The sequence below is a fragment of the Paraburkholderia sp. GAS448 genome, from assembly GCF_050435685.1.
Taxonomy (GTDB): Bacteria; Pseudomonadota; Gammaproteobacteria; order Burkholderiales; family Burkholderiaceae; genus Paraburkholderia.
This window is the reverse complement of the sequence record NZ_JBNDKT010000025.1, coordinates 1-20,229: the sequence shown is the minus strand read 5'-3', so window position 1 is coordinate 20,229 and position 20,229 is coordinate 1. Positions and strand designations below refer to the sequence as shown.

Annotated in this window: 20 protein-coding genes and 1 pseudogene; 13 read left to right on the top strand and 8 right to left on the bottom strand. The window is 59.5% G+C overall.

Features of this window, described 5'->3' with window-relative positions:
• Positions 1-150: 150 nt before the first annotated feature.
• On the bottom strand, positions 151-1,041 hold the full coding sequence (locus P3T23_RS33095) for an AraC family transcriptional regulator N-terminal domain-containing protein (RefSeq protein ID WP_429320285.1): 891 nt from the start codon (positions 1,039-1,041) through the stop codon (positions 151-153).
• 140 nt (positions 1,042-1,181) lie between these two features.
• Here P3T23_RS33095 and P3T23_RS33090 point away from each other — a divergent pair, with 140 nt between their 5' ends.
• On the top strand, positions 1,182-1,961 hold the full coding sequence (locus P3T23_RS33090) for an SDR family NAD(P)-dependent oxidoreductase (protein WP_429320284.1): 780 nt from the start codon (positions 1,182-1,184) through the stop codon (positions 1,959-1,961).
• Between the two features lie 39 nt (positions 1,962-2,000).
• Here P3T23_RS33090 and P3T23_RS33085 read toward each other — a convergent pair whose 3' ends face one another.
• Positions 2,001-2,933, bottom strand: coding sequence for a LysR substrate-binding domain-containing protein (locus tag P3T23_RS33085; RefSeq protein ID WP_429320283.1), 933 nt, complete (start codon positions 2,931-2,933; stop codon positions 2,001-2,003).
• A 125-nt stretch (positions 2,934-3,058) separates the two neighbouring features.
• On the opposite strand from P3T23_RS33085, the gene P3T23_RS33080 reads away from it, so the two are divergent.
• A complete protein-coding gene (locus P3T23_RS33080; RefSeq protein ID WP_429320282.1) occupies positions 3,059-3,808 on the top strand; it encodes an SDR family NAD(P)-dependent oxidoreductase in 750 nt (249 codons plus the stop codon).
• Positions 3,809-3,869: 61 nt separating this feature from the next.
• Positions 3,870-4,409, top strand: coding sequence for a carboxymuconolactone decarboxylase family protein (locus tag P3T23_RS33075; protein WP_429320281.1), 540 nt, complete (start codon positions 3,870-3,872; stop codon positions 4,407-4,409).
• A 105-nt stretch (positions 4,410-4,514) separates the two neighbouring features.
• Here P3T23_RS33075 and P3T23_RS33070 read toward each other — a convergent pair whose 3' ends face one another.
• Positions 4,515-4,745, bottom strand: a complete 231-nt coding sequence (locus tag P3T23_RS33070) for a DUF6566 family protein (RefSeq protein ID WP_429320280.1) — start codon at positions 4,743-4,745, stop codon at positions 4,515-4,517.
• 39 nt (positions 4,746-4,784) lie between these two features.
• Here P3T23_RS33070 and P3T23_RS33065 point away from each other — a divergent pair, with 39 nt between their 5' ends.
• Positions 4,785-5,072 (top strand): hypothetical protein, encoded by a 288-nt coding sequence (locus P3T23_RS33065; protein ID WP_429320279.1) that lies wholly within the window; start codon positions 4,785-4,787, stop codon positions 5,070-5,072.
• A gap of 269 nt (positions 5,073-5,341) precedes the next feature.
• Here P3T23_RS33065 and P3T23_RS33060 read toward each other — a convergent pair whose 3' ends face one another.
• A complete protein-coding gene (locus P3T23_RS33060; RefSeq protein ID WP_429320278.1) occupies positions 5,342-5,866 on the bottom strand; it encodes a GlcG/HbpS family heme-binding protein in 525 nt (174 codons plus the stop codon).
• A gap of 259 nt (positions 5,867-6,125) precedes the next feature.
• The gene (locus tag P3T23_RS33055; protein ID WP_429320277.1) at positions 6,126-7,268 is read right to left on the bottom strand and encodes a hypothetical protein; all 1,143 of its coding nucleotides are present in this window, start codon (positions 7,266-7,268) and stop codon (positions 6,126-6,128) included.
• A 259-nt stretch (positions 7,269-7,527) separates the two neighbouring features.
• On the opposite strand from P3T23_RS33055, the pseudogene P3T23_RS33050 reads away from it, so the two are divergent.
• The 6 genes and pseudogenes from P3T23_RS33050 to P3T23_RS33025 all read left to right on the top strand — a co-directional run.
• A pseudogene (locus P3T23_RS33050) lies at positions 7,528-7,767 on the top strand (integrase); the annotation flags it as partial.
• Positions 7,768-7,922: 155 nt separating this feature from the next.
• Positions 7,923-8,183 carry a hypothetical protein gene (locus tag P3T23_RS33045; protein WP_429320276.1) on the top strand — a complete coding sequence of 87 codons (261 nt, stop codon included), beginning with the start codon at positions 7,923-7,925 and terminating at the stop codon, positions 8,181-8,183.
• A gap of 550 nt (positions 8,184-8,733) precedes the next feature.
• On the top strand, positions 8,734-9,408 hold the full coding sequence (locus P3T23_RS33040; protein WP_429320275.1) for a hypothetical protein: 675 nt from the start codon (positions 8,734-8,736) through the stop codon (positions 9,406-9,408).
• Between the two features lie 27 nt (positions 9,409-9,435).
• The gene (locus P3T23_RS33035) at positions 9,436-9,654 is read left to right on the top strand and encodes a hypothetical protein (RefSeq protein WP_429320274.1); all 219 of its coding nucleotides are present in this window, start codon (positions 9,436-9,438) and stop codon (positions 9,652-9,654) included.
• A 1,242-nt stretch (positions 9,655-10,896) separates the two neighbouring features.
• The gene (locus tag P3T23_RS33030; protein WP_429320273.1) at positions 10,897-11,205 is read left to right on the top strand and encodes a DUF4148 domain-containing protein; all 309 of its coding nucleotides are present in this window, start codon (positions 10,897-10,899) and stop codon (positions 11,203-11,205) included.
• Positions 11,206-11,772: 567 nt separating this feature from the next.
• On the top strand, positions 11,773-12,117 hold the full coding sequence (locus P3T23_RS33025) for a DMT family transporter (RefSeq protein ID WP_429320272.1): 345 nt from the start codon (positions 11,773-11,775) through the stop codon (positions 12,115-12,117).
• 218 nt (positions 12,118-12,335) lie between these two features.
• Here P3T23_RS33025 and P3T23_RS33020 read toward each other — a convergent pair whose 3' ends face one another.
• On the bottom strand, positions 12,336-13,334 hold the full coding sequence (locus P3T23_RS33020) for a class I SAM-dependent methyltransferase (protein WP_429320271.1): 999 nt from the start codon (positions 13,332-13,334) through the stop codon (positions 12,336-12,338).
• A gap of 499 nt (positions 13,335-13,833) precedes the next feature.
• Positions 13,834-14,772, bottom strand: coding sequence for an alpha/beta fold hydrolase (locus P3T23_RS33015; RefSeq protein ID WP_429320270.1), 939 nt, complete (start codon positions 14,770-14,772; stop codon positions 13,834-13,836).
• A gap of 197 nt (positions 14,773-14,969) precedes the next feature.
• Here P3T23_RS33015 and P3T23_RS33010 point away from each other — a divergent pair, with 197 nt between their 5' ends.
• Positions 14,970-15,524, top strand: coding sequence for a potassium channel family protein (locus P3T23_RS33010; protein ID WP_429320269.1), 555 nt, complete (start codon positions 14,970-14,972; stop codon positions 15,522-15,524).
• Between the two features lie 439 nt (positions 15,525-15,963).
• Here P3T23_RS33010 and P3T23_RS33005 read toward each other — a convergent pair whose 3' ends face one another.
• Entirely contained in the window at positions 15,964-16,221 is a 258-nt protein-coding gene (locus P3T23_RS33005; RefSeq protein ID WP_429320268.1) for an RNA-binding protein, read from the bottom strand.
• An 899-nt stretch (positions 16,222-17,120) separates the two neighbouring features.
• Between P3T23_RS33005 and P3T23_RS33000 the strand changes: the two genes are divergently transcribed.
• Both P3T23_RS33000 and P3T23_RS32995 read left to right on the top strand, forming a co-directional pair.
• Positions 17,121-18,044 carry a transporter gene (locus P3T23_RS33000; RefSeq protein ID WP_429320267.1) on the top strand — a complete coding sequence of 308 codons (924 nt, stop codon included), beginning with the start codon at positions 17,121-17,123 and terminating at the stop codon, positions 18,042-18,044.
• An 832-nt stretch (positions 18,045-18,876) separates the two neighbouring features.
• Entirely contained in the window at positions 18,877-19,863 is a 987-nt protein-coding gene (locus tag P3T23_RS32995) for a hypothetical protein (protein ID WP_429320355.1), read from the top strand.
• Positions 19,864-20,229 lie beyond the last annotated feature (366 nt).

Sequence of the window (20,229 nt, the reverse complement as noted above, 5' to 3'; positions counted from 1 at the left end):
GTAGACAGGCAATTGCTGCAACCCCGATTCAGAAGACCCGCCCTCGCTGCTCAGATCGAGCTGCTAGCCGATCACGGGCAGCAACACCCATTGAGCCGCCGGGACAGCGATCAACCGGACCTGACAGGCACATGCTTAGTCCCTCCCTTCTTACGAAGCAGCCCTTTTTAGTGCAACAACCTCGCGTCGCGGTGGCGCCCCGAACATGCGCGAATATTCCCGACTGAACTGCGAAGGGCTTTCATAACCGACCTGAAACGCGGCGGTTTCGACGTTAGCAGTATCGGCTGTCATCAAGCGGCGCGCCTCCAGCAAGCGAAGCTGCTTCTGGTACTGCAGCGGCGTCATCGACGTCAGTGCCTTGAACTCTCGATGGAACGCCGAAGGGCTCATCTGGGCAGTGCGCGCCAGATCCTCGATGCGCACCGGTTCTGCAAAGCGTTCACGCAACGCATGGATTGCACTGATCACGCGTTGTGAACGACTGCTGGACAGCGTCAGCCCCGCGATCTCGCCGCCGTGCGGCCCGGTCAAGAGCCAGTAGCTGATCTCACGCATGAGCAGCGGATAGATCATTGGGACTGCGTTGGGCGTATCGAGCAGGCGAACCATACGCAGCGCACAGTCGGCCAGAGGTCCATCGAAATTCGTAACGAAGACCCCCGAACGGGCGTCACCGCTGGATTTCGGAAATGTATCCAGCGCTTCCATCACCTCGCGCATGATTGCCAGATCGAATTCGATGATGACGCCAAGAAACGGCTTCTCGGGACTCGCCTCGACGACCCGGCCGAACGCTGGCGTCTCGACGCTGACGACGAGTGCCTGTCCCGCCCTGTATTCGAACCGCCTGTGGCCGAACGTCGTCCATTTGGCGCCCTGGACGACGATACAAAGCGCCGGCTTGTGAATCAGGTGATTGGGCCGGGTCTCCTGGTTCGAACGGAGAATCGTAAGTCCTTCGACCGCCGTAACAAACGGGCTTTCCCCGGTTTGCGCATCCGTGTAGCGGGTAACTGCGTCCATCAGCGCATCGGACATATCCAAACCTCTCGGTGTCGATGTTTCCCGACGTTATAGTCGCGCGAGCAGGATTAGGCAAGAAACAGGTGAGTTCCGGCATTCAACCGAACTGACGGCAGGGCTATCGTTACCCCCACGCCAAACTACAGGAGCGCGCAATGCCCACCGAAATCACCTCTACTTCAAGTCCACGGATTGCGATCGTTACCGGCGGCAGCCGCGGTATCGGCCGAAATACGGTGCTCAGTCTCGCCAGACATGGCGTCGATTCGATTTTTACCTACCACTCGAATCGCGCAGAAGCTGGGCAGGTGGTTGCCGCGGTCCAGGAAACAGGACGTCGCGCCATCGCGCTCCGACTCGACACCGGCGACGTCAGTTCGTTCGACCAGTTCGTGCAGGATGTTCGGCAAGCGCTGGCCAGCCTGCGAGCCGAGCGTTTTGACTACCTCGTCAACAATGCGGGAACCTCGCTGCACAATGCCTTCGACCAGACAACCGAGGACGAACTGGACCAGGTCTACCGCGTCCATTTCAAAGGCGTGTTCTTCCTCACGCAAAAACTTCTGCCATTCATCAACGACGGCGGGCGGATCGTGAACATTTCTTCGGGGTTGGCCCGCGTAACGCTTCCCGGTTCTTCCGCGTATGCGTCAATGAAGGGGGCTGTCGAAGTGCTGACCCGCTATATGGCGAAGGAACTCGGCGCACGCGGGATCGCTGCCAACACCGTCGCACCCGGCGCAATCGCGACCGACTTCAGTGGTGGCATGGTGCGCGACAATCCCGAAGTGAACAAACGCGTGGCGGACATGACCGCGCTCGGCCGCGTCGGCGAACCCGAGGACATTGGCCCGATGATCGCGGCGCTGCTCTCGGATGACAACCGCTGGATCAACGGGCAGCGCATCGAGGTCTCGGGCGGCATGGTCCTCTAACGGCCAGGCAGGGACGTTCAGGGTCAAACGTCCCTCCAGCTAAGGCGCGGCGGCCATATGAGCCATCGCCTTTCCGACATGTTCGGCGAATGCTTTGACCTTGGCCGAATGCCGGCGCTCCAGAGGGCTCACTAGATGAATCGGGATAGCGATCGTTTCCCAGTCCGGCAACATCCGCTGCACTTCGCCACTGGCCAGTTCGTCATCGAAAAGCCAGGTCGGCGAATATCCGATCCCCATACCCGCGAGGACCGCCGCCCGCATGACCTCACTGCTGTTGGTTTGCAGATTGCCTTCGACTCGCACGATGCGCGTGGTTCCCACCGGATCCACAGCGCCGGGCCCTGCCGTAAAACGCCACGCGTTGCGCATCGCCAGTTCGGTGTAGACGAGACAGTTGTGTTCGACCAGGTCGTCGGGAACGCGCGGCGCCTTCGTTCCTTTGGGCAGTGAGCGCACGTAGCTGCGATGCGCCATCAGCATCCGGGAGGCCGTTCCTACGCGACGGGCGATCAGGCTGCTGTCCGCCAGATCGCCAAGCCGCACCGCGACGTCGATCCCCTGTTCCACGAGATCGATTAAACCATCGCTCAGGCGTAGGTCGATCTTCACGCCGCGATGCTCTGCCAGAAACGACTGAACCAGTGGCATGAGCTTGAGGCGCCCGAAGCCGACCGAAGCCGCGATCCGCAGCCAGCCCGTCAGTTGCTGCTCGCCGCGTCGCAGCGTACCTTCGGCCTCCGCGATCTCCGCGACCAGGCGGCGCGCCTGTTCGAAATAGTGTTCACCTTCTTCCGTCAGTGCAAGCGAACGCGTGGTTCGCGTCAGCAGCCGCGCGCCCAGCTCGCGCTCGAGTGCCGAGACCTGTTTGCTCACTGCGCTCTGCGTCGTGTTGGACTCGTGTGCGACCGCCGAGAAACTGCCCGCCTCCACCACGCGCACGAAAGTCTTCATTGCCTGCAGCTTGTCCATTTTGCTGAATATATTCCTGTATGGAATCAGTCATATGAGCATACACCCTCTATATCGCTCATCTGGAATCAGTCAAAGTTCAGTCATCGCAAACGCGACTTCACCCAACCCGAAGGAGCACTGACATGAACCAACCCGTCGTCCTTATCACTGGCGCGCTGACCGGCATCGGCCGCGCTACCGCTCTTGCTTTTGCTCGAGAAGGAAACCGCGTGGTCGTCAGCGGCCGTCGCGAAGAGGCAGGCCAGGCGCTCGCCGCCGAACTGCGCGCCCTCGGCGCGGAAGCCGAATTCCTGCGCGCCGATGTGCGCTTCGAAGCCGAAGTGCGCAGCGTCGTCGAGCGGACCGTTGAGCGTTTCGGACGCATCGACGTGGCGGTCAACAACGCCGGTACTGAAGGCCAACTGGCGCCGATCGTCGAGCAGACGGCGACCAACTACGAAGACACGTTCGCGGTCAATGTGCTCGGCACGCTGCTGTCGCTCAAGCACGAGATGCGGGCGATGCTGGCGCAGGGCGCCGGGTCGATCATCAACCTCTCGTCGGTCGCGGGCCAGGTCGGCATCGCGGGCGCGTCTGTCTACGCGGCCAGCAAGCATGCGGTCGAAGGCCTCACGAAGAGCGCGGCGCTCGAAGGCGCTGCCGCAGGCGTGCGCGTCAACGCCGTGGCGCCTGGTCCTGTAGCCACCGAAATGCTCGACCGCTTTGCCGGCGGCAGCGAAGAGGGCAAGGCAGGTTTCCTCTCGACGATACCGGCGCGACGCGCCGCGACCCCGGACGAGATCGCCCAGACCATCGTCTTCCTTGCGAGCGATAAGGCGCGCTACCTCACCGGACAGAACATCGCAGTCGACGGCGCCTACACGGCGCAATAACACGCGGATTTTTTCACCCGACTTATCCACCGCTTCATCTTTTTTAATCAGGAGCATCACCATGACCACGATCAATGTCCCGACGCGCGACGAAGTTTCCCAGGCTAACCAGGCCATCTTCGACAAGCTCAAGAGCAGTCTCGGCACTGTGCCCAACCTGTACGCGACGCTGGCCCATTCGGAGCATGCGCTCGGCAGCTACCTCGCATTCCAGAACGCGAAGAGCAGCATCAACGGCAAGGCGCGCGAAATCGTGAACCTCGTCGTGAGCCAGGTCAACGGCTGCGAATACTGTCTGGCTGCACACACCGTGATCGGCAAGATGAATGGCTTCACCGACGAACAGATTCTCGAAATTCGCGGTGGCAAGGCAAGCTTCGACGCGAAGTTCGACGCGCTTGCACGGTTGGTGAAGAACATCGCGGTCAACCGCGGGCACGCCGATCAGGCGCTCGTCGATGCGTTCTTTGCCGCGGGCTGGACCAAGGCCAATCTGGTCGACGCGATCGTCGCGATCGGCGACAAGACCGTCACCAACTATCTGCACGCAACGACGCGCGTTCCGGTGGACTTCCCCGCTGCGCCGCAACTACCTGCCTGATGGCTGCAGCCGGACAAGGCGCGGAGCTCGCACGATGCCCGCCTTGCCCGGCCCTCGATGGCGAGGCCTTTCACGCGGCCTCGCCATCATGGCTCGCTCCTGCAATCAGGGTGCAGGAGCGAGCTTGCGATCGATAAAGCGTATGCCCCACTCGACGCCATCGCGCACGGCTTCGGCCTCGGTCAGCCATTCCGGCTGAACCGTTTCCGGCCGAAACTCCGCTATCGTGTCCGAGGCCTTGCGCACGCTTACCTTCGCCTGCCACGCGCCGAACGCGTTCTGCTCTGGTTGCACCGCAATCTCGTAGCCACGATGTTCAAGAATGTGCTTCGGCATAGGCCGCCTCGATCCTCGTATAGAACGCAGGCTTCAGGCGTGCCGAGCTTCGTACCCGTGGGAGAGCCGTTCGCGCTATCGCTGCAAGAAACCATGGCCGACAAGGCTCCGGCCTGGGACGAACTGGTCGCAACGCATTCGCTTCGTCCGTATGCGTACCGGGATATCGTAGCGTGGAAATTCGGCGACGCCATCTTCAAGACTGGCTACGACAACATCACAAGGACGATCAAGGCACGTCGTCACGGTTTCGTTGACTGCATTGACACCGAAGAGATGTATGTCGAACTGCTTCGGGAGCTGCGCGAATCGCGCGTCATTCCTTGAGAAGGGGCCGCCTGACTTGCCATACTGCAATAAGCGCCGTGGCGCAAAGGAAAGACTCTCGGTGAGCACCGTTGGAAACGGTCCCGAAGCCGCGCGATGTTCTTTGGGGCATGCAGGCTGACCGTTGGCTCGGCTACCGCCTGGCTCGATATGGCAACCTTGGTCATTGAGTTCGCTCGCTTGTCATGCAGCCAGGCATGCCGGTTGATGGCTGAGCACATCGAGCGAGGCGTATTGGGTCGCCGGCCGCTGAGGACAGGGTCGTTCCGCTATTTGATCGTATCGGCGGCGACCTTACACACAGAAGCGTCCTGATCGCCTGTCCCGCCACTACAGCCAATAGCGCCGACAAGCTTTCCTCCTGCTACGAGCGGGAACCCTCCGGGCGATGCCACTAGCCCCGCATCCAGGGTGCTCACGTATGCATGTCCGGTCTCAAACTGGTTGTAGAAGGCCCGGGTTTCACGACGGAATCTTGCTGACGTGCGGGCTTTGTTCTGCGATATCGCGATCGACGCGTACTGCGCACCGTCCATGCGTTCGAACGCGAGCAGTTCGCCATGCGTGTCGACGACAGCAATGTTCATTTTCCAGTCGTGTTTCCTCGCTTCGGCTTCTGCAATCGCGAGTAAGCTTTTCGCGGTGTCCAGACCGATCGCATTGCCATAGGGAATGTCGAATGGGATCTTGTCGGGCGTCCCGCCCGCAGAGGGTTGTGAGGCTGGGGTTTGCGCCGTCGCAGCGGTTGCGACGACGAGGCAGGCTGCGCACGCGATCCGGATGAGGTTTTGCATCGCACCATTTCCCATTGGCTGGCCGAATGGTTGCCAACGTAACGCGAGCGGGACCGGGACGCAAGGGGCATTTGCTCATCACGGGCGCAAGCGGATTTGCCCTCCAGCTCCAACCAGGCAACGGACCTTCGCGCACCGGCCAAGCCTGTTGCATCGCCGGCCATCCCCGCCGCTCGTCAAATCAAGATTGCGATACGCCGCTCACCAAGATGCAAGTCGCGGCGAAACATGACATTGCATGAGACTGCACCCGGAACGCCTAGCGCCACTGCCCGGATAGTTCGTCGGCAAGCGAGAGCTTCTCGCCGATAAGCTTCGCCACGCCTGTCTGCGAGTCATGCGAACCGTCGATTTGCGACAGCAGGAATTTTTGCGCCACATAATTGATGGACCGTATCGATTGACCGTCAATTCCCTTTATCCGCGTGACACATCGCCTCGTCTCGTCGACCAGGTCTCGTGCGCCGCTAAAATCTGGCGTCACGTTGGCCTGCGCACGAAACTGTGCACGGAGTTCGGAGGTGTACACAGGAGACTGTCCGAGCCGATCCATGTCGATTACCAGATCCGCACCGTCCTCTATCCGCGACGCGCAGAGAATCCACAACGCGACAAACGCCCGGTATGCATTGCTACCTTCGGCCGTATGCGCATACTGTTCGCAAGCCGCCGCATACTCTTCGACCGAAGCACCAGCAAACGACGGCAAGCTCACTTCGCACGTCTCGATGACCTGCTTTACAATTGGTTCGGCCTGGTTGAGACCCAAGACGCGAAATGGTGCAGCAACAAAGAACGGGTTGTTCCATTCCTGCTTTAACAGCCACCCAGATGCGAACTGCGATGCGGGGTTTCGCAAGACAACCGCGTGCATCGCGTGCGGAAACGCGCTCTTGAACCACGGCAAACGACCCTGCGAGCGACAAAACTTGAGGACAGGCATTTTGCCTTGATCGATCGACCGATCGCAGAGATTTTGCAAATAGGCCACCAGTGCCGGAAATTCGTCGTCCGGCACGCCTCCAAAGCGATCGATACCGAAGCGCTTCCGGTACCCGACCACACCGCGCCCGCGTTCCTGCATGAACGACCGGTATTCTTCGTAGTAAGGCGTACCGAGTGGCGGGTGACCGGAGGACGACGTAGGCCGTACGGCGGGAATATCGGCGAGGCTTAGGTCGCCGAGCAGGTTGCTCAGCGGTTCATAAAAAGCCCTCACCGACTCCAGAGCCCGGAAGCGCGACCATACCCAGGTTCCCGCGCTCCTCCAGCCGGTGTGTAAAAAAATCCCATGCGGCCGCTCCCTTTCCTGCGGGACGGCGCTCCGCTCGCTGGCGGGATCCTCTGACATGCCCGCAGGGTCGGTTGCATGGCATGATGTATTTTCACGTATCGGCATCATCGGTCTTCTCTTCAAATTTTGCCGCTGCCATGTCATTAGTACCGTTAGTTGTAAGCTAACGATGAGCAACGGGTCCCGCTGAGGACGCGAAGCCTCTCAGAGAAAGCAAGCGTAGATTGCCCGGATCCGGATTGCGTTTCAAGCTGGATTACAAGCCTTACCTTAAATGACGAACTAATGCACAGTGGTTGTTTCGGGTCGGGTAGTGCCCATCGCTCAGGACCAGACTGGATCTCCCTTCAATCGAAAGGAGATTGTCATGAGCACATTAACCGAGACAGGCCTGTCGCGGGTCCCGTGGAACAAAGGAAGATTGATCGGCCAGAAGCCACCGCTAAAGCTGAAGGAGATCTGGGCGATCCGCGTGCGCCTGCAGCTTTCATCCCAGGTTCGGGATCTGGCCATGTTCGATCTCGCCATCGACAGCAAGCTTCGCGCATGTGATCTGACGAAGCCGCGGATGCGCGACGTTTGTCACGGGGAACATGTAGCCAGCCGAGTCCGTTGACGATTTGAGTGACCGTTGTGGAGGAGGATTGCAGTCCGATTCGGGTCGGACTGAGCCTCCTGCGTTCGGCAGAGTCCAGCCACGTACCGGGACGAATTCGTCGTCGGCCATATTGTCAAAGTAACGTTGCTGGAGTTCACACCATCATGAAGCCCTTTTGCTTCGCAGCGGCCGTCGTCGTACTCACCGCCGGCTGCACCTCGACATGGTCGCCCGCGCATAATCAGACCACCCGGCCAGGTCCGGCCGACACGGATACCTACATTCTGCACACTACCGACGGTGCGACGCCCGGTGACTCCACGTCTAAGCCACCGAGGCTCAGCGTCGGCGTCAGCTATCCCGATACGCAATTGATTCTGCCGTGGTTCCTCAATGACATCATCAACTTTGTTAACTATCGCTAGTCTGACCGCGACTTGCTGCGGTGTGACTGGAAGCGGCTCCTGACGATCTTGTCTGGGGCTGGCAACGCGGATCGGAGAATGTGCCAGTGCGGCCAGGAAGCGACGTCCATCCGTGACGTCGGTTGGTCACTCAGCCGTCGGGTCGTCCTCAGCAACCGGCCATTCGATGCGTGGGATATGGCGGCATGCGCACCGCGAATGCCGAGTGCATTGATCCCGCACGCGGTGTAGTGGTCGGTGTGAAAGAGTTGACTACTCAACAATTGTACAGGTACGCGACCGCGCCGTACCCCGCCAGCCACGCGGAGGTCACGCATGACAGAACAATTGAAGTGACATGGCCGGAATAAAACTTGACGTGGTAACGGATCGGGTCGATAGCGTGGTACGCCGACCCGCAGGTTCACGCAGCGTTCGCTGGGCGCTTGCCGCCCATAGGGATACGGAAGCGCTGTTGCCAGAACCAGAAATAGCAATCCCTCCGGCCCAATATCACACTTGCATCACCTAGAATTCCCGAGATCAGTCTAAAACTCCAGGAGCGTGCGCCATGGAAATGTGCAAAGAGGACATCGAAGCCATGATTGCCGACCGGGCGGGGGACAAGTTAACAGAGATCGAGGTACTTCGGGTTGGGGGGGAAATCCCTGCAAACGAGCAGAAAGGACCGACGTGCGGGATTTATGCGCTGGATGCCGCCCTAAAGATCCGGGGGGTAGATGTCGCACCTCGCAGATTGCATTTCAGCGTGGACGACAAGATCGAAGGAAAAAAACATTCTATACGGCGGGTCGCCAAGGATAAGGGCCTCAGCAAGATCGGTGAAATTGGCGGAGCGAGAGACATCATGGACCTGGCGGCCGCATTGGGCGTCGTAACGACGATCGAGAAGTTTGACTCCGTGGAAAAATTATGGGAGGTCGTAAAAACCGCCGTGAAATCGGGCCACGGAATTGTCATGCCCTACTCGTGTGAGGGCAACGATGGTGCACCCGCCTGGTCGACGAACGCCGATGGTTTCGCACACTGGTGTTTGTTGTTCGGCTATTTCGAAAGCGAACGCTTTAAACGCGTATTTATGACCACCTATGGCAGTTATCATAGGATCTCCCCTTCCCGCCTCTTCAACGCCAACCAGAGCGTTCAGGATTGGCCGCGCCAGACCTGGGTCAAAATCGCCATCTGGTTCAAAGACACCGAACCCGATTGCAAATGGCAGTTTTGAAAAAATGACTGGCGGCCCGAGAAGGGGTTGAAGGAAAGCATTGAGGAAACCGCCCGAAGCACAGGGGAAGGTATGTCGCTCGGCCTTGGCGACAAGAACGGCGTGCTTCACGTCGTGCGCGATCCCGGCAAGCCGGGCTTTAATCTCGAATTCGGGCCGATGCTGCATAAACTGATACTTAAAAATGCAATACTCCGACAAGTCAGATACACGAGAACCATGCGAGGTGAATGTGTCGTTGTTTGAACATGCTTAACCTAATATCACGATTCGCTTTTAGGCACCGGTCGCTGCTGCAATTTTCGGAGCGCTTTCGCCACATTGATTTCGCCTGGACCATTCGTCTCGGCTAGCGGCTTAGAAGGCTCGGGCGTGCCGAGCGCAAAGTTGCTTTCCCGATGGTCAAAAGGGTGGATCGTCGGAGGCGGAGAATGATTGTGCTTGCCTTCGTTGCATCCGATGGGGTCGTGCACCTGACACATTCGTCAGCCGCTTCGTCCAGTTTTCTGGACGTTCGCAGGCCGACGATGGACGGCGTGCGCGCCTGAACACTTTGACCCTGAGGGGCCGATCGGAACCAGCTTGTCGGCCTGCAATCGGTCGATCCAGCATCTCGCGGCTATAACCCATCGGGCTGGCGAACGTGCGGCGCAGGTACACGCTGAACTCGCGATCGCCGTTGTTCGTCGGACCCTTCGCAATTCGGATAGGGGCCGTCGTCATAGTCTTGATGTTTGTTCGACGCCTGCCCATGTATGCAAGTTCCGTAACCCATCATGCGGCGTGCCGGCAGGCGTTGAATAGACCGGAAGGGAGGAAACCGCGGGTGTAACAATCAGATGACCACTGTACCGCAGCAAGAGGTCGCCCCTTTCGAATGGCTGGCCGCAAAGCCTGGTGTTGGAAGCTGATGATTGATCGATCGATCCACACAGAAAGACCGGTTAGCGAATCGCAACGATTTCTTGCAAGGTTTGCGCCGGCAGCCGCGGTGCGCACGGGCAGTTCGAGCTGAGTGGGCAACCGACGCTTACGTCTACTCAGTTCAAAACGTTGCAGATCAACATGCTGGCCAGTTCAATGTTCGTGCCGCGCCTTGCCTTGGATGTTCCGTCCACTTTGAAACGCGCCACTCGGGCCACGGTGCGATCAAGGACCGCAACGGGTCGAACAGAGACTTTCGGGGAGCGATGCCGAGGCACGGATGCGGACCTCGCGTGAGCATTCGCGGCGCGCTTCGCTGATCTACACTGCTAATAGCGGGGCGGGAACAATGCTTGCGTGGCGCAAGTCAGATCAACAGAAGGGTCCCAGACGTCTGATCCTTCTCGCCGGGTTTGTGCTGTTCGGCCATGTCACGCTCCTAGGTATCAGGCGGCAGCACGACGGCATCGTCACTCGAAGGACGAAATGACTTGACGACGAGACGCCGGGCGCGGCGGCATGCCACCGGGCGGGCTGCCGCCGTCGTAGGGAAGGACACTTACTATGAGAAGGGCGCCTGGAACACGGTCAATACTTCCCGCTCTGGTGCTTTTGCTCGCCGGCTGTGCCGTCGGCGGCAGGCCGTATGCCGGGCCGCACCTCAGTCCAACAGAGTGCCGCGACCTGGCGGCGCTCAGGACCAACGCGCCCCCTACGATGGCGCAACACCATAGCGAACTGGCTGCCCTGAGGAAAGCGGGCTACGACCCGTCACCGTGGTATGACCCATATTACCCGGAAGACCTACAAGCGGCACAGCGTCTGGTCGACTACTGGTTCCAAACGGAGTGCCAGCAGCCTCAACCCAGCTGAGAAGCCAAGGTGAATGCGAACCACTCCAGGCTCAGCGCGTACTAACTGCACGTCGCATCGCGGCCGTGTTCCCTTGGCGCGTGCGGTGGAAATCATCCAATGGTCCGTGCTCAACGAGTCCATCCGATGCGGCAAAGTTTTGATTGTCCACTGGCCCGCCCTGTCAATGTCGCCGAGTTGAGACGGTCTCATCAAGTCCAGTCTCGCGAAAGTTCGCTTCGCCTTTCGCATCCCTGCTGCGATCAGCGATCGTTCGAGGTCCGCATCGGACCGGGTTCGGCCACAACCGGCCGGTCAGTTCGGACGCGCGAATCGTTTTCAATCGGGCATCAATTCCATCAATTTCACCAATTCGAAGAACTCGATTGTTGACAGCCATTAGCAAGGCGGATATGGGTTGGCTGCGAACGTAGCACTGGTTGGTCCCGGAATGACCTCAGGATCGCTGCACTCCATTCGGCCCTTGCGACCCGACTCCTTCACGTCACGGTTCCAATTCCAGACTGCGGCAATGGTATTCTCGGCGTGACGCGCATATGAGCTTCCCGATCCGAAGGAAGATAACCAATGATCTCGATTACCAATTCGTTTGTGGCATGGACCGTGGTATTAGCCTCGGGGCTGCTGGAGATCGTCTTCTCCGTGGCCATGAAGTTGTCCGATAGTTACACAAGGTTGGTACCGGGTGCGCTGTCTATCATTGCAGCAATAATGAGCATTTGGTTGATGAGCTTCACGCTCAAAATTCTTCCGCTCGGGACCGCATATGCTGTCTGGGCCGGGATCGGTGCCGCTGGCACAGCCTTAGTCGGATTGATCTGGTTTCACGAGTCGGCCTCGCTCGGTCGCCTGTTATGTGTCGGCCTGGTTATCGCAGGTATCGTTGGATTGCAGTTTCAGGAAGGCTCTTGATGTCGTTCCGCGCCGGACGAATGGCGGCTTCCGGCGATCTCAACTGTCCGTAGCGGGTCGGGTGCTGTCGGTCATGACAGGCAGCAGGCGGCCAAGAGCGCCTGGTCGAGAACATTGTATGCGCCGCGTGCCGCCGTGAACGGCGATTCCCCCACCTCGGCGCAGACGACGATGCCGTCGCGTTGCTAAGAGCCGGCAGCGCCGGCGAGGTCGGCGCGCTACTCGAATACGACGAGACTTTGCGGCGAAGGCGGCAGCGGCGCAACGCTCACTTTGGAAAAGCCCGCTTCACGGCCCATTTGCTCGAACTCGCGCGCGGTGTATGCGTCGCCTCGTGGTGTGGACGCGAGCATCACGAAGGAGAACGCGGCGGCGAACGGCGGCGACACACGATCCTCGTTAGGAACGAAATCCACCGCGAGTGCTCGCCCTCCGGGGCTGAGGCTCCCGCGTACCTTCGAGAGCATTTCCACGCAGGTTGGCGGATCGAAGTGGTGGAGGAAATTCGTGATCAGCACCAGATCGAAATCCGTTCCCCATTCGACTTCAAACGCGCTGCCCGCGATCGTGTGGTAACGCGCGCTCACGCCGGCCGCCACAGCGTTCTCCTTCGCGACCTCTAGAACCGCTTGCCAGTCGGTCGCCACGACGTCCGCACCGGGGGCCGCCTTGGCGATAGCGATTCCGAATACCCCGTGCCCGGCCGCAATGTCGAGCACGCGCTTCGGCGCCGTCGGCCATGTGCTCACTTGTTGTGCTATGTCCTGTGCGGTTTGCGTCACGAAGGGCACCATCGCGCGCGCGAATTTCACCCAGACGGGATTGTCGGGGGCCATGTTGCCCAGCCCCACGGATCCTCCATTGCGAACGAACGCAACCGGGTCCTCCAGCCACAGTGTCGTCATTTCGGGCGCCGCGATAAAATCCACAATGCTTCCCATCCAGGCCGGCGAGGAACTCGTAAGGAACGCGGAAGTCGAGGGTGTCAATCGATAGCGCCCCACCTCTTTCTGCAGGAACCCCTGCACTGTCAGGTAGTCGCACAGCATGCGCACACCGCGCTCGGAGGCCTGCACACGCTTGGATATGAGCTCCAGCTCGCCGTTCTCACTCGCGATCGCGGTGAACAGATCGAGCGCAAGCGCGGCTTTCATCGCAGCCGTCTTCTGATATCCGCTTACGGCATCTACGAAGGCGTCTGGAGAGATGTCATCCATAGTCAAAGTCCTTTCGCGAGATATCCTGCAAACAGAATTCAAACCGAGTCTTTCCTGGTGAAAGATCGGGGATCAACGCGCGGCTCTTCCGCACGAGCAGGTAGGATAGTACTCCCGGTTGCTTATGATGAGCCGCTAGCCGACGAACGGCTTCACGGGACGGGCCTTCGGTCGTGAGAGGCAGCTAGCGGCCAAGAAGGGCCCTTCGGGTTGGGCCGGTGAACGTCTGCTGATAAGCTGCAAGCTGTCTTCTCGGGACTTGCGCCAGATAATTTGTGGACTTGTTTGCGGGTGCAGACCTTTCTGTGGCCAAGCCCTCACGGTGGTGGGACCAGTCCAGCTACCTGATACCCCTGAACTGAGTTCTCACTGGTGCTGCATTAGACGCTCGGCGCGCACCTCAAGCATGCCGCCGGCATCCGCGCCGACTCCCCGCGGTTAGTCAGTCAGCAACCAATCGCCGGTGCTGGCGTGCCCGATCAATGCCCGGAGTCGAAGGTCATTCATCCGCTTGTCGCAGATAGAACGCGTCGAGAAACTCGTTCATCAGTGCCGCTATGTCATCCACTTTTTCATCAAGTGCAAAGTGGCCTGCGTCGAGCAGATGGACTTGCGCATTTGGCAAATCACGCTGGTAGGCAGCAGCTCCGGCCGCAATGAAGGATCTGTCGTAGCGTCCCCACAGGATGAGCGCGGGAGGCTGTTGCGTTCTCATCCATTCTTGCCAAGCTCCATAGGCCGCCACGTTCGTACGGTAGTCATAAAGCAGCGCGGCCTGGATTTCAGACTGGCCCGGACGATTGAGAAACGCGTACTCGTCCGTCCAGGTGTCCGGGCTGTAGCGTTCGGGGTTCGGGCTCTCACCGTCGTGACGATATTTTGTACTTTCGAACGATGTGAACGCGGTGAACACTTCTGGACGCGCGGCAGGATCAGCCCAGTACTCCTTGATGGCCGTCCACTTTTGCCCGAGACTTTCCTCGTGGCTATTGGCGTTCTGGATCACTAGCGCTTCAAGACGCTCGGGATGTGCCAGCATGATTCGGAATCCGATCGGACCACCGTAGTCCTGCAGATAAAAGCTGTAACGGTCGATGCGAAGCTGTTCGAGTAGGCCATCGATCGTCTCGGCGAGGTGATCGAACGTGTAGGCGAACTGCGAAGGCGGCGGTGCGTCGCTGTGGCCGAAGCCAGGATAGTCCGGTGCGATAAGGTGGTAGTGTGTCGCGAGCAGCGGAATGAGACTATCAAACATCCGCGACGACGACGGAAACCCGTGAAGAAGCACGATGGTTGGTGCGTCTTTGGGCCCCGCCTCTCGATAGAAGACGCCAACACCTTTAACTTCCGCTCGGTGATAAGTGAGGGTCGATGAGGACGATCCGCTCGGATCAGTCCTGCGTGGGCGGGAATCGGTAGGCGGACTCTTTGTATTCATGGTGACTCCGTTATTAGGCAACGTTGGAGCGGCAAGTTAAGTCTGCGCCCTTCATTCCTTCGAAGCAGACGACATTGCTCGTCAGTGCGCGACATCAGATGGCGATGTCAAGGCTACGGCGCAATTGAATCAGATCAGCCCGCAATTGTTCAAATGACTGACGGTTGATGCCGGTGGCCGTTTGAGGGGGCGAAGTGATGTCATACTTGCAACAATTGGCTGACTGCGTCGCACCGCTACGCAAGGCGAGCATGGGCGTGCTTTTGGTGCTCCTTGTCATTGCTGTGTTCGGCGTCCCGTTCTTCGCGGAACCGGGCCTGATAGGCCGTATTGCGCAAGACATGATGCTCTCGCTGGTCCTCCTGGTCGGCGTGGTATCGGCAACAGAGCGACCTAGAGCCTTCCTGCTGATCGCCCCGGTCGCTCTCCTTGCCATTGTCGTGCGTTGGGCCAGTTGGTTAGTTCAGGCCAATCTCACACTGGAAATACGTGACGCCACCACGCTCGCTGCGGTCGCGCTGATTAGCGTAACCATTGGAATGAATGTGTTCGGCCCAGGCAAGGTGACATTTGACCGGATCCACGGAGCTATTGCTCTTTATATATTGGTAGGCGTGGCTTGGGCCCAAGCTTACCAACTCGTCAGTATCCTCGTTCCCAAGGCATTCTATAGTGCGTCCCTCCACACAAATTCACTGGATCGCTCGACCTGGATCTATTTCAGTTTTGTCACGTTGACCACAGCAGGTTAAGGCGACATTCTGCCCGTCGCGCCTCAGGCGAGATCACTCACGAATCTTGAGGCGCTAGTTGGCCAGCTCTATCCTGCTATCGTGCTCGCGCGAATTGTGTCATTGCACTTAGGGGGCGGTGAATCCGGCTCATCCAAATCCTGACGGGATAGTCCGCGCGATCCCATTTTTCAAAGGATGACATACGTATGGGCCCGCGGCGGCGTAGCATACTTTTCTGATCACCGGGCTCATGCTAAGAGCCTGTGGCCGCTGTGCATTCCATTGCCGCCCTTACCTGAATGACGGTTCGACTGGGTCGGGTATCGCCCATCGGTGGAGGTAGTTTCCTAGAACCAGTTGCTACCTTTCGACACTTCGGGTCTCGCCTGCAAACCCGTTTGGCAACGTTTTCATCGGTCAGAGTGGCACGCGAGATGCGAAGAGATCGAGTCTTTCATTACGACTCTTTGTGTTGCACGATCACATGAGCCGTGAGCGTTCGGCCCTTCCAGAATACGGCGTGCACACGCGGTTGCAGGTGACGCAGCAAATTCGCGCCCACGTTGTCGAATCCGAGCAAAACTGCGGGACTTCGGCCCGTTCCAGCCAACCGCTCTATCGTATCGAAACGTGGAAACCCATAGCCGCACAGGAATTCCATGATTTCATTATCGGTGGTATCGGTTTCGACATTGGCTATCCAGAATATGGCCATAGTGACGTCCTCCGGAGCATAGCCTTTACCTCGTCTCATTGTAGACGGTAAGCCGCGTACTATGGCGACAAGCGTCGCTTGCCGACGCATGGTCTCGCGAGACGCTTATATCAGGCCCAGCGGCGGCGTTAGTCGGCAGGCGCGATGGCAACGTTAGGCACCAGCACGCGTCCGAATGGCCGCTGTACTTTTGGAAGCAGCCGCCGTAGTTGCACCAGACCGGACCGAGCGGCAGAAACGGGTCGGCTACGGTCCTCCGCGCGATGCGCGGTTTGGGAGTTCGGGCGTTCGGCGTCATCGGGCAGAATTCGGCCAGGAGCCGCCCGCAGCGGATTGACAAACATTCCCTTTCGGGCGACCGGAGATCTTCGGAAAGGAGACATTTGCGCCGATTCCCGTGTCGCGGGCACATCTGCCATACAGACCATTCTCCGTTTTTCGATAGGGGCCAGCCGCGATGTCTGTTTCTGCGTGCCGCGAACTGGCGCAATCGACGCCACGCCATGCTTTCCCTCGGATCCCAGAGAAGCGAATCGCGCGTAGGTGGCAAGCGGTGCGCTCCGTTGCGCCGACATGCGACCAAGGTCCAATAGCAGCGTTGCCACTGGTCATATATGATCTATCTGTGGATGGCAGCCGTTGATCGTGACGTCGTCCCGGGAACGCGCCTGATCCTGCCGGACGGCGGCAAGCCGCGTTGCGGGGACTCGCGGAACCCTTTACCGGACACACTGTGCGGCGCGTTCGTCCCATGACCGGTAGCCGGCGCGAACTATTGGACCAAGATTCCTATACCCCGTGACCGAGCTCACTGATACGCTGGGTCAATCACGTCGCGGTTCCCACTCCGATCGCGCCGTGCATCGTCGCTGTCGCCGGCCAGTCATGTAGACCTGACCATGAGGGGTCCATTCATCCACTGGACGCTTCGGCACGCCGGCGCCGTCGCGCTCCTGCTTCTGGCGATCACGGCGCAAGCGCAGGAGCTGGAGCCGCGCAGCTATTCGCCCTCACCGATCGGCACGAACTTTCTTGTCGCCAGCTATGCATATCTGTATGGCGATGTGCTGACGGATCCGTCTCTGCCCATTACCGGCGTGCAGGCGAAGATCAGCATCGTGTCGCTCGCCTACTCACGCACGTTCGCGCTGGCTGGCCACACGGCGTCGCTCGCGTTCGCGATGCCCTTCAGCAGCGGCAATCTCAGCGGCGTCCTCATTGGCGCGCCAACCGAAGTGCATCGCGCCGGCATTGGCGATCTGAAGCTGCGTTTCGCGTGGAACTTCATCGGCAGTCCGGCGCTTACGCCCGAGGAATTCGCCCGGCGCGAGCAAGCGACCTCGGCCGGCATCAGCCTGACGATGTCGGCTCCGACCGGTCAGTATCTCCCTTCCCGGCTGGTCAACATAGGCACCAACCGCTGGGGATTCAAGCCGGAGATCGGCATCTCGCAGCCCTATGGAAACTGGTTCTTCGACGCGTCGGCCGGTGCGTGGTTCTTCACCCGCAACAACGATTTCTTCAACGGCAACACGCGAGGCCAGGATCCACTCATGCTGCTGCAGCTGCACGCTGGGTACAGCTTCCGTCCGGGGTTATGGATCGCAGCCGACATCGGCTACGCCACGGGAGGCCGCTCGAGCATGAACGGGGTGCCCAATGAAGATAGGCAGGCCAACACGCGCTACGGCCTGACGTTCTCTGCGCCCTTCGCACGCGGTTGGTCCGCGAAACTGGCGCTTTCCAGCGGGTTCGTCACGCGCGCAGGCGGCGACTACAAGTCTGTCACGTTTGCGCTTCAATATCGCTGGTTCGATCGTTGAGGCGCGTGTCACCTGTCACCTGTCACCTGTCGGCTGCCTCTTGCCTCTTGTCGCCTGTCGCGCGATTCATGAGCGCTTGCGCCGCCTTCTGTGTTTCCTGTAACGGGGTAGGCGTAAGGATTCGTGCGCAAATGCGTATCATCGCCCGCCAAGCCTTTCCAGACGTGGAACTGTCGAACTGTCGGCACGCTTCGCCTCGGCATTTGGGGATCAATGGAACGGCAACTGCACTCATCTTCACTAACGCTGCAGTACACGACGTGATTAGCGAATTGGCTTGCGCAGCCATCGACATAGGCTCAATGGCTGCAACGCAGTTGACAGCTGACATCGAGCTCACCCCAGTTCGAAGGGCCGAATTGGGTCGGCTACGGTCCGAAGCGCGATGGGCGGCCTGCGAGTTCACGCGTGTGAGACATCGGGCAGGGTTCGGCCATAGAGCGCATTCACCTGAGAGCCCACCCGCACGCGCGAACGGCTGGTCTACTCCAGTAGCCGACGTTGCCAGATCAGGCTCGTTGCGTCGTCGACCGACATGGGGCGGTCACGTCGGGCGCACTCCTCTTCAACGGCTGCCGTCGATCTGCGCCGAAATCTATCGTCTCGTTCAGCGATACAATTGGGCGGGCCTCGATGTAGCCCACTCCAAGCGCTGCGAACGGTGGAACGGTCGTTGCGGCTAGATCCGTTGTTCGGAAGTATTGTGCTGGCACGGAATGCTGGTCCCGTGGAAGACAAAGAAACGACCTAACTGACAGGGGTGGGTCATGCGTGTTCGGTACGCGGTGCGGCAGCTTGCAATCGCGCGGCCAAAAGGCGAGGTCGCTTGACAATGCCTGCGCTGCGGATGCATCGGTCCTGCCGCGCATCATGCGCGTGCGCCGCTCTCGCGTTCGCCCTGTTGCCTTGCCCGTCGAATGCGCAGACCGAGCCGAGCCAATTGACGAGCAATACGGTGATCGGCGGCAACGTGAAGCAGCATGCCAACGCCGTGCTCGCGATCATGACCTACACGACAGTCCCCGACGTTACGACCAGTAACCTGTCGGTCAATAGCGGCGCCACCGGCAATCCCGGTTTCGGTCAGACCCAGTTTGGCGGCGGCTTCACCCTCAGTAAATCCTTCCCGTTGTACCTGGAGGGCACGCTCGCCTACAGCCGTTACGATCCTATCTTTATCGCTACGGATGGCGCCGAGCAGCGTGCGGTGCCGACAAAATGGAACACTTTCAGTGGCACGGCCGGCGTCGGCTGGGATTTCCGGATCACGGATGAACTGGTGTTCCGTCCGATCCTGAACGGTACGATTGGACGCGTCTCAAGCGATCTGAAGGTGGGGCAGACGCTCTTCAATCACGTCACTGACAGCAACCTACAGTTCCTCGAGAATGGCTCGCTGGACGCGTACGGCTACGGCGGCTCGCTGATGCTCGACTACGAGCACTACCGCGAAAACTACGAAATCGATGCCGAATTGCGTGCGACTGACATTTACCTGCGCAGCTTCGGTGGTTCGTCGGAAGCCGTTCAGGGTTCGGCCATGGCGCAGCAAGTGAGCCTGTGGACACGCTGGCGAGCGCCGACCGGCTGGCACGCGCTGGACCGGCCGGTCCGCTATGTTCTGGAAGCCGCGTATTCCCACTATTTTGGCGACAGCGCCGGCGTGCTGGGGTTCAACGACCTCACGTCGTTGGGAGTCGGGCTTGAACTCGATAGCAGCAAGTATCCCATCATCATCACGCGCACGCGCGCGATGGCGCGATACGTGTTCGGACACAACGTGCACGGCGTGTCGTTCGGGTTTGCAATGAGTTTCTAGCTTTTCCGGACCCCCCGGTCCGCAGATTCTGGTGTGCACGTAGCCACCCGCTAGCGCGTGGCCGTTTCTCCGCAAAGCAGGCCATGTCGCCAAGCCCTATTGGGTACCTTCCCGAACGCCGAACACGTGTCGGCCACGACTGAGCAAGTGACTGTTCCACCTTGGGTGCAGACCTCGACAGGACGCCCGTGACCGTCTCCTTGGGTCGCGTGCTGCCGATCTCGACCGTGCGAGATTCGGGCAGTCTATGCGGTTTGCATGAGGCAGTGATCGGCCCAGAGTGTGTCAAAACGCATTTTTGGAGCGCTAAAATTCTTCATCCGATAGCGGAGGATGAGCAAGATGAAGCGGTTCGTTCAAGGCGAT

What these genes read in the sequence shown, in the direction of transcription:
- P3T23_RS33085 (WP_429320283.1), bottom strand. Translation starts at nt 2,933, where the DNA reads ATGGACAAGCTGCAGGCAATGAAGACTTTCGTGCGCGTGGTGGAGGCG.
- P3T23_RS33005 (WP_429320268.1), bottom strand. Translation starts at nt 16,221, where the DNA reads ATGGCCATATTCTGGATAGCCAATGTCGAAACCGATACCACCGATAAT.
- P3T23_RS33000 (WP_429320267.1), top strand. Translation starts at nt 17,121, where the DNA reads ATGAGGGGTCCATTCATCCACTGGACGCTTCGGCACGCCGGCGCCGTC.
- P3T23_RS33095 (WP_429320285.1), bottom strand. Translation starts at nt 1,041, where the DNA reads ATGTCCGATGCGCTGATGGACGCAGTTACCCGCTACACGGATGCGCAA.
- P3T23_RS33060 (WP_429320278.1), bottom strand. Translation starts at nt 5,866, where the DNA reads ATGCAAAACCTCATCCGGATCGCGTGCGCAGCCTGCCTCGTCGTCGCA.
- P3T23_RS33075 (WP_429320281.1), top strand. Translation starts at nt 3,870, where the DNA reads ATGACCACGATCAATGTCCCGACGCGCGACGAAGTTTCCCAGGCTAAC.
- P3T23_RS33030 (WP_429320273.1), top strand. Translation starts at nt 10,897, where the DNA reads ATGAGAAGGGCGCCTGGAACACGGTCAATACTTCCCGCTCTGGTGCTT.
- P3T23_RS33020 (WP_429320271.1), bottom strand. Translation starts at nt 13,334, where the DNA reads ATGGATGACATCTCTCCAGACGCCTTCGTAGATGCCGTAAGCGGATAT.
- P3T23_RS33080 (WP_429320282.1), top strand. Translation starts at nt 3,059, where the DNA reads ATGAACCAACCCGTCGTCCTTATCACTGGCGCGCTGACCGGCATCGGC.
- P3T23_RS33070 (WP_429320280.1), bottom strand. Translation starts at nt 4,745, where the DNA reads ATGCCGAAGCACATTCTTGAACATCGTGGCTACGAGATTGCGGTGCAA.
- P3T23_RS33025 (WP_429320272.1), top strand. Translation starts at nt 11,773, where the DNA reads ATGATCTCGATTACCAATTCGTTTGTGGCATGGACCGTGGTATTAGCC.
- P3T23_RS33045 (WP_429320276.1), top strand. Translation starts at nt 7,923, where the DNA reads ATGAAGCCCTTTTGCTTCGCAGCGGCCGTCGTCGTACTCACCGCCGGC.
- P3T23_RS33010 (WP_429320269.1), top strand. Translation starts at nt 14,970, where the DNA reads ATGTCATACTTGCAACAATTGGCTGACTGCGTCGCACCGCTACGCAAG.
- P3T23_RS33040 (WP_429320275.1), top strand. Translation starts at nt 8,734, where the DNA reads ATGGAAATGTGCAAAGAGGACATCGAAGCCATGATTGCCGACCGGGCG.
- P3T23_RS33090 (WP_429320284.1), top strand. Translation starts at nt 1,182, where the DNA reads ATGCCCACCGAAATCACCTCTACTTCAAGTCCACGGATTGCGATCGTT.
- P3T23_RS33055 (WP_429320277.1), bottom strand. Translation starts at nt 7,268, where the DNA reads ATGATGCCGATACGTGAAAATACATCATGCCATGCAACCGACCCTGCG.
- P3T23_RS33015 (WP_429320270.1), bottom strand. Translation starts at nt 14,772, where the DNA reads ATGAATACAAAGAGTCCGCCTACCGATTCCCGCCCACGCAGGACTGAT.
- P3T23_RS32995 (WP_429320355.1), top strand. Translation starts at nt 18,877, where the DNA reads ATGCCTGCGCTGCGGATGCATCGGTCCTGCCGCGCATCATGCGCGTGC.